Source organism: Clostridium oryzae, from assembly GCF_002029235.1.
Taxonomy (GTDB): Bacteria; Bacillota; Clostridia; order Clostridiales; family Clostridiaceae; genus Clostridium_AE; species Clostridium_AE oryzae.
On the sequence record NZ_MZGV01000109.1, the window covers coordinates 1 to 8,064 of the forward strand.

The 8,064-nt window shown below is 33.3% G+C and carries 4 protein-coding genes; 3 read left to right on the plus strand and 1 reads right to left on the minus strand.

From position 1 onward, the window contains the following. Positions 1-720 precede the first annotated feature (720 nt). Positions 721-2,463 carry an ABC transporter ATP-binding protein gene (locus CLORY_RS21880; protein WP_079428551.1) on the plus strand — a complete coding sequence of 581 codons (1,743 nt, stop codon included), beginning with the start codon at positions 721-723 and terminating at the stop codon, positions 2,461-2,463. Beyond that, complete coding sequence (locus tag CLORY_RS21885; RefSeq protein ID WP_079428553.1) at positions 2,463-4,259, plus strand: ATP-binding cassette domain-containing protein; 1,797 nt, start codon at positions 2,463-2,465, stop codon at positions 4,257-4,259. Before CLORY_RS21880 ends, CLORY_RS21885 begins: the two co-directional genes overlap by 1 nt. A gap of 179 nt (positions 4,260-4,438) precedes the next feature. On the opposite strand, the gene CLORY_RS21890 is transcribed toward CLORY_RS21885, so the two are convergent. Beyond that, a complete protein-coding gene (locus tag CLORY_RS21890) occupies positions 4,439-5,464 on the minus strand; it encodes a fused DSP-PTPase phosphatase/NAD kinase-like protein (protein WP_079428555.1) in 1,026 nt (341 codons plus the stop codon). A gap of 344 nt (positions 5,465-5,808) precedes the next feature. Between CLORY_RS21890 and CLORY_RS21895 the strand changes: the two genes are divergently transcribed. Continuing rightward, positions 5,809-7,920, plus strand: a complete 2,112-nt coding sequence (locus CLORY_RS21895; protein ID WP_079428557.1) for an alpha-galactosidase — start codon at positions 5,809-5,811, stop codon at positions 7,918-7,920. Positions 7,921-8,064 lie beyond the last annotated feature (144 nt).

Here is an 8,064-nt window from a genome sequence, read left to right on the forward strand (position 1 = left end):
TTTGTCATGCTGTCAAGGGTGGCGGCTTCCTTCACCTACCTATTTTTCCTTGCTTTTTTTCTTCTTTTTCTCTTTTCAATCCTACTTTTTTTCTCTAAATTTTTTTCATAGCAAACTTTACACTATCTCGCTTGAGTACAATTATACAATACACTATTACGTTACGTCAGAGTCAATAGTGAAAAAAGATTTAACCAAAAAAATTAAAAAATTTAAATAAGTAGCAAGATTGCATATAGACAACTGGAACAAAAATTGAAATGGCTGAGTATATACTATCAACTTTGATACAGAAACGTTCTTAATCTTTTAATTAGCTTATCAGCGTATTAAAATAATATTAATGCATTGATGCAAAGATAAAATGCACATGGACTTGCAGAAAAATATAATAATATGTTTTGAAATATTTCTAAGCTGCAAATTAAAAAACTACTTATTGACAAGATATTGAAATGGATGATATATTAGACTAGTAATAAAAGATTTTGGAAAAGGAGGTCATACAATGAAAAAGGCATTTATAAATAGAGTATCTAAAAATAATAATTTGAACATGACCGGCCTTACTATGTGGAAGATTTATATCAAGTTGTAAATTTAATAGCATATTTATACCGCAGGTTATGTTGGACCTGCGGTTTTTTTATGTAATTTTTCATGAAAACGCAGAACAAGTATCTGCGATTTTTTTTGCTTAACAAGGAGGGAATGGGATAAATGAAAATCTCGAAAAATAATTACACTAAACTTTTGTCAAAATATTTAAAACACAGCAAATTACAAATACTTTTATTATCAATAGTTATGATAGTAAGTATAACAATTCAACTGATTAACCCTCAGATAGTAAGCTACTTTATTGATGGAATTACAGCAAAAAAACCTATAAATGCACTTATAATTGCAGCAATAATATTTATATCAGCAGCTTTTATGCAGCAGCTTTTGGCTGTAATCTCTACCTACTTGAGTCAGAATATAGGATGGAGTGCTACTAACAGGCTGAGACTTGACTTAGTAAAACACTGTTTAGGTTTGGATATGGCATTTTTTAAGGAACATCAGGCTGGAGAGATTGTTGAGAGAATTGATGGTGATGTAACTGCACTGTTTAAGTTCTTTTCAGAGCTTCTAATAAAGTTTGGTAATAATGCATTGTTAGTAATTGGAATAATAGTTCTTTTAATGATAAAGAATGTAATGATAGGAGCAGCGGTTACAATATTTTTGGTGCTTTCACTTTTCGCCATATGGAAAGTTCAGCAGGGAGCAGTAAAGAATTTTAAAGAAAATCGTGAGATCACAGCTAAATTTTATGGATTCCTTGGTGAGCATATAGCTAGTACAGAGGACATTAAATCTAGTGGAGCAGTTAAATACGTGATGAACAGATTTTTTTCAGTGCTGCAGAAGTGGCTGCCTATAAGTTTAAAGGCTAATCTCTCAGGCTATAAGATATGGATGACTTTAGAAGGAGTTTTCGGCATTGGAAATGCGATGATATTCGCATTGGGAGGATATTTATGGTACAAAGGAAATGTTACGATAGGTACCGTATATCTAATGATAAATTATATTCAGCTATTGGAAAAACCTTTAACTCAACTTAGGGAACAGCTTCAGGAAATGCAAAAAGCATCAGCAAGTATTGTGCGAATTAATGAATTATTTAATATTAAATCACAGCTTGAGCATGGAGAAAAAATAAGTGTCAATGAAAATAAGCTATTTCTTAATATTGATAATGTGTGTTTTGAATACGAAGAAGATTCTCCTGTACTTAAGAACATTTCGTTTAAACTGCCATATGGAAGAATATTGGGAGTGCTAGGGTGTACAGGAAGTGGTAAGACTACTTTAGCAAGGCTTATAGTAAGATTCTATGATGCTAAAACAGGAAAGATTAGTATAAACAATACATTATTAAAAGATATCGAACCTGAAGATTTAAGAAAGAATATAGCGTATGTAACACAGGATGTTCAGCTTTTTAATGCAAGCGTAAGGGATAATATTACATTCTTTAATAAGAAAATTAACGATGATAAGATCATTGGCACAATCTATGATATGGGTCTTGGAAACTGGTATGAAAAGCTGGGTGATGGGCTTAATACTGTAATAAGTCCGGGAGGAGGAATGTCTTCTGGTGAAGCGCAGCTGCTTGCATTGATAAGGGTTTTTCTTAGAAATCCTAAACTTATAATTTTAGATGAGGCTTCTTCGAGACTTGATCCTGCAACTGAAAAATTAGTTGATGCAGCCCTTGAAAAACTAATTGAAGGACGGTCCTGCATAATTATAGCACATAGGCTTGGGACTGTTGAAAAAGCAGATGACATATTGATTCTAGATAAAGGTTCAGTACTTGAATATGGAACTAGAAAAGATTTGATAAGAAATAAGAATTCAAGATTAAATGAATTATTAAACTATGGTATAGAGGAGGCGTTGGCTTAATGGAGACAAAATTAAACGAAACCTGCAGTGAAGAGAAGGTAAATGTACTCAAACTCCTCTGGAAAATGATGACCTATAAAAAAGGACTATACACGTTGAATTGTTTTCTTTGGGTGCTGATACATGTTGAACCGCTGTTATGGGGAGTTATTATAAAGATATTTTTTGATATTCTTGGAGACGAAAGAAAATTTGATTTCAGCTTATTGGCTGTGGTAGCAGTAGCAGTAGCCTATGCTGCTGGTAGGATAGTTAATATATATATAGGAGCCGGAGTAGATAATCTTCATAGGTTTATCATGAGTGCTCTGCTTAGAAGAAATATTTTTGAGAGCATATTACAAAAACCTGGAGCATGTTCTATTCCATGGCCCGCTGGTGAAGCACTCAATTGTTTTCGTGATGATGCTGAAACGGTTGAGAATTCGATAAGCTGGACCTTAGATTTTATTGGAGATTTAGCGTTTGCAGCGGTAGCTATTGTTATATTGATGAGTATAAATGTAAAAATAACTCTTGTAGTTTTTACACCGCTTGTAGCTATAGTAGGTATTGTTCAGATGCTCAGTTCTAAGCTGCAGAAATATAGACGGGCTGCAAGAGAAGCTACCGGTATTGTGACAGGTGCTATGGGAGAAATATTTGCAGCAGTTCAGGCAGTAAAAGTCGCAGGAGAAGAGGAAAATGTTTTAAATTATCTTGAAGGACTAAATAAAAAAAGGCATAAGATGATGATGAAAGACTCTCTTTTGATGCAGGTATTAGATTCGATATTTCAGAATACTGTAAATATAGGTACAGGATTTATACTTCTGCTTGCAGCGGTATCTATGAAAAATGGTGATTTGACAATTGGAGATCTATCGTTATTCATATATTATCTTAATTTTGTAGCCGATTTTACAGGTTTCTTCGGAGAGTTTATTGCACATAATAAGCAGGCTAAGATATCTTTTAAACGAATGGCAGATTTAATGCAGGAAACGTTAGCTGAGTCAGTTGTTAAACATAACCATCTTTATTTAAAACCAAGAAAATTAAAATACAGGGAAACAACTAATTGTAGTGATATATTACAAAGTCCGCTGCAAAGTATACAAATAAAGAATCTTTCTTATAAATATGATTCCTCTGGTATTGGCATAGACAACGTAAGCTTTTCACTAAAGAGAGGAACTTTCACAGTAATAACAGGACGTATAGGTTCGGGAAAGTCTACACTTCTAAAGGTGCTTTTGGGACTTTTACCAGCGGACAGCGGAAATGTACAGTGGAATGGGAAAGTTATACAAAAACCCGGTGAATTTTTTACAGCTCCTCAAAGTGCATATACACCTCAAGTACCTAACCTGATGAGTGATACAGTAAAAAATAATATTTTACTTGGACTTTCAGAAAATGTAGCAACTGTTAATGAAGCTATATATTCAGCTGTGCTGGATCAGGATATAAATACTTTTGAAAATGGACTAGATACTGTTATAGGTCCTAAAGGCATGAAGCTTTCTGGTGGACAGATACAAAGAGTTGCAGTTGCGCGTATGTTTGCAAGAAAATCAGAATTAATGGTTTTTGATGATATTTCTAGTGCATTAGATGTGGAGACAGAGAACAAGCTTTGGACAAGAGTTTTTGAAAAGAAAGAAGCCACATGTTTGGTGGTATCAAACAGGAGAACTGCCCTTAAGCAAGCAGATCAGATAATTGTAATGAAGGATGGGAAAGTTTATGCAAAAGGAACATTAGACGAATTGCTTAAAAATTGTGATGAAATGCAAGCAATATGGGGTAGATAAGGGCAACAAGTGATTTCCGTCGGCTGAAAAATGCCCCCTCCAATCATTTCTTGCCCTATACTGACTCTATGCATTTACAAAGTATTATTTTCTATATTACTTTTCCTATTTATTTGTTTATTGGTATTTTCTTTATAACTGTTTTGCATCCCTTCGTGAAATCTGGAAAGTCTAAAGTCCTATAAGTTCATAAACGAATAAAGAAAAATTGATACTGCTGAATTTTTGATATAGGAAGAAGTAACTTCGGGGAAAATTTTAATTAAAGATAATTTTTTATGGTGTACACTCTGATTTTGCTTCCATTGGCTCCAAGAAATACTAAAACTATTACCAGCTTGATTACAATATTTGTAGAAATTATTAAGAAAAGTACATACTTTTTGATCAGAAAATGATTTAATCTGAGCATTGTTAAAGTTTCCTAAAATAAGTTGTCTCTTTATAATATCATCGGCAGGTACTTTGTTATAATTTTTCATCATATCATACATAATCATAAATGTGGTAGTTCTTGAAACACCGTCTCTGCAGTGGAAATGAAGCCATATATCAACAGGCTGTTGTTTAATATGTTTTACAAAGGAATCGACTATGTCATCGGTAGGCACTCTGTCTTCTGAAACAGGAATACGTATGTAGGATAATTTGCGGGATTTTGCAAGACTTTGTTCATTTTTGATACTATGTGGAACAATTGACAGAGTATTGTTATTGCAAAAATTAATAGGAATTTTGAGCTTAATATTATTTATTTCAGTTGCTTCATCAGCTAAAATCTGATTTGAGGTAACAGTTATATTTTTGTCTTTTCTTAAGTTAGACCAACTGGCAGGAATTCCATTAATAAAGCAATGAGGTTCTTCCCTTAAATCAACTACAACTTTATTTAGAGGAGTGTTAATATTTTTTAAAAGCGAAAGCAGATTTTGCTTCGAAAACTGAGCACTACCAGAAATATTTAACCTATAAAGACCCGATTGATTCAACCCACCATACTTTTTTAATAAAGTTAAATCTGAAGTCTTTCTAAAATTGTTAGGAAGTATATTATATGTGGAGGAATCTAAAAGCATTTCTGATTGATTATATAGATGGTTTTGATAATTAAATACTTGCTTAGCTTCGGTTTTTATTCTTAAAAAAGGAAATATGGATAAAAATGCGGCGAAAATTATTATATAAACTCTGTATTTTCTGTTCAATTTTCATCATCCTTCCTATATTAAAAATTTTATTATAGTGTGTGCTGTTATCAATTTTTTATACACAGATTTTTTAAATTTTTGCTAAAAGCAAACCTTTACATTTTTTTAATAAGAGTACTAGTATATCGAAAAAATATGTTGTATATTAAAGGTAGAAGTTTGAATAATGGGAGGAAATTTATATAGACATTATAAAACATGATTTTAAGATTGAAGTTTCAAAACCATGTTTTAGCGTGAGCTCATAATTTATTTATGAAACAGTTAGGTGACTCATTACTCACAGCTAATATATATATAGCGTACACTTGATGAAATTAATTAATGTAAGGAGTAACAGCATGGAAAGAATAAATATATTTGAAAACAAGATTAATATGGTGCTAGAAATAACAGATGAAAATCAGATAAAACTGCTGCATTTTTCAGCTCTTCCGTTTAATGAAAGAGATATTGTATCTAAGACCCGAGAAGGTAGTTTCAATTTGGTTGAGCTTAATATTTCAGGCTTGGATAGGCCGTTAGAACGTCATGGCACTAAATATATAGTTACCGCACCGGGGTATAGGATGAAGTATAAAGAACATAAGGATTATAGAAATAAACTGGGAAGAAAGCTGGAAATCACAACTTTTGATCAAGCAACAGGTGCTACTGTGGTAAGTCATATTCAATTTTATGACGGAGTTTCTGTAATACGGAGTTGGAGTGAAGTTTTTAATAAAGGTAATGAAACTTTTACATTAGAGTATATATCATCTTTTAATTATACTGGAATCGAAAAAGAAGGCATACTTCCAAGAGATGAAAAAATGCAACTTAAGATACCTCATAATTCCTGGCAAAGAGAGATGGATTGGCAGACATATACATTGGAACAGCTTGGCATTGCACAGTCACAGCCTACTATTGAGCAGCGTTCTTCTAAGGCTATTGGTATATCAAATACTGGAAATTGGTCTACAAAGGAATATCTTCCAATGGGATTTTTAGAGAATACAGAAACATCAACAAATATTTTTTGGCAGATAGAGCACAATGGTTCCTGGCACTGGGAGATTTCAGACCAGGCTGCCCATTTATATTTGGCGCTCAGTGGTCCTACAGAAACAGAATCCCACTGGTATAAAAATCTTAAGCCTAATGATAAATTTGTATCTGTTCCAGTTGCAGTAGGTGTAACGGCAGGAAATTTTGATGTTGCAATGGGCGAGCTTACTAAATATCGTAGAAAGATAAGACGCCCCAATAAAGACAATGAAAGCCTAGCTATCATCTTTAATGATTATATGAACTGCCTCTGGGCTGATCCTACTACTGAAAAGGAATTACCATTAATTGATGCTGCCAGCAAAGCAGGATGCGAATATTTTTGTATAGATGCAGGCTGGTATTCTTCAGGTTTCTGGTGGGATAATGTAGGAGAATGGAGGGAATCGAGCGAACGGTTTCCAAATGGTTTGAAGGAAGTTACAAATTATATACGAAGCAAAGGAATGATACCAGGAGTATGGTTGGAACTTGAGGTTATGGGTATAAAATGTCCTAAGGCATCAGAGGTTCCTGACAATTGGTTCTTTATTAGGCATGGAAAAAAGGTACATGATAGATCGCGTTATCAGCTTGATTTCAGAAATCCAGAGGTTATTAAGTATGTAAATGGAGTTATTGACAGGCTTATAGATGAATATGGAGTAGGGTATATTAAAATGGACTATAACATTGAACCTGGTATCGGAACAGAGATTAATACAGATAGTATAGGTGACGGATTATTAGGACATGAAAGAGCATATTTAGCCTGGCTGGACAGTATTTTTAACAAATACCCTGATCTTATAATTGAAAATTGTTCAAGTGGAGGGCTTCGCTTAGACTATGCTATGCTGCAGAGATATTCGATTCAATCCACCAGCGATCAAGATGATTACAGACGTTACGCTACGATAGCAGCTAACTCTCCATCAGGATTGACTCCAGAGCAATCTGCCATATGGTCGTATCCAATGAATGAAGGCGATAAAGATGAAGTTATCTTTAATATGGTTAATGCTATGCTTCTTCGTATTCATCAAAGCGGACATTTGGCTCAAATTGCTGATGAGCGAAAAGCACTTGTCAAAGAGGCATTAGATTATTATAAAACTATAAGAAATGATATAAAAAGCTCAGTACCATTCTGGCCTTTAGGTTTATCCAAGTTCTCAGATACATGGGTAAGTCTTGGACTTAAAGCTGAAAATAAGATATACGTAGCAGTTTGGAGAAGAAATAGCGCCACCGGAAATTGTATTATACCAATTAACTATACAGGAGAAAAAGCAGTTTATGTAAGATGTGCTTATCCTAATATAGAAGATTGCAAATACAGTTGGAATAGTATAAACAAAACTTTGACGGTTGAACTGCCAAAACAATTTACAGCAAGATTATTTGAAATAACATTGAGTTAGAATTTCATATATAAAAGTCCAGGAAAGTAACCTGGACTTTTATTATTCGCATTTGAAATATATGACAGCACTATAATGTGGTTATATATTGAAATATACTTATATACTTGCATATAATAGGAACATTATAAAGATATGTAATAA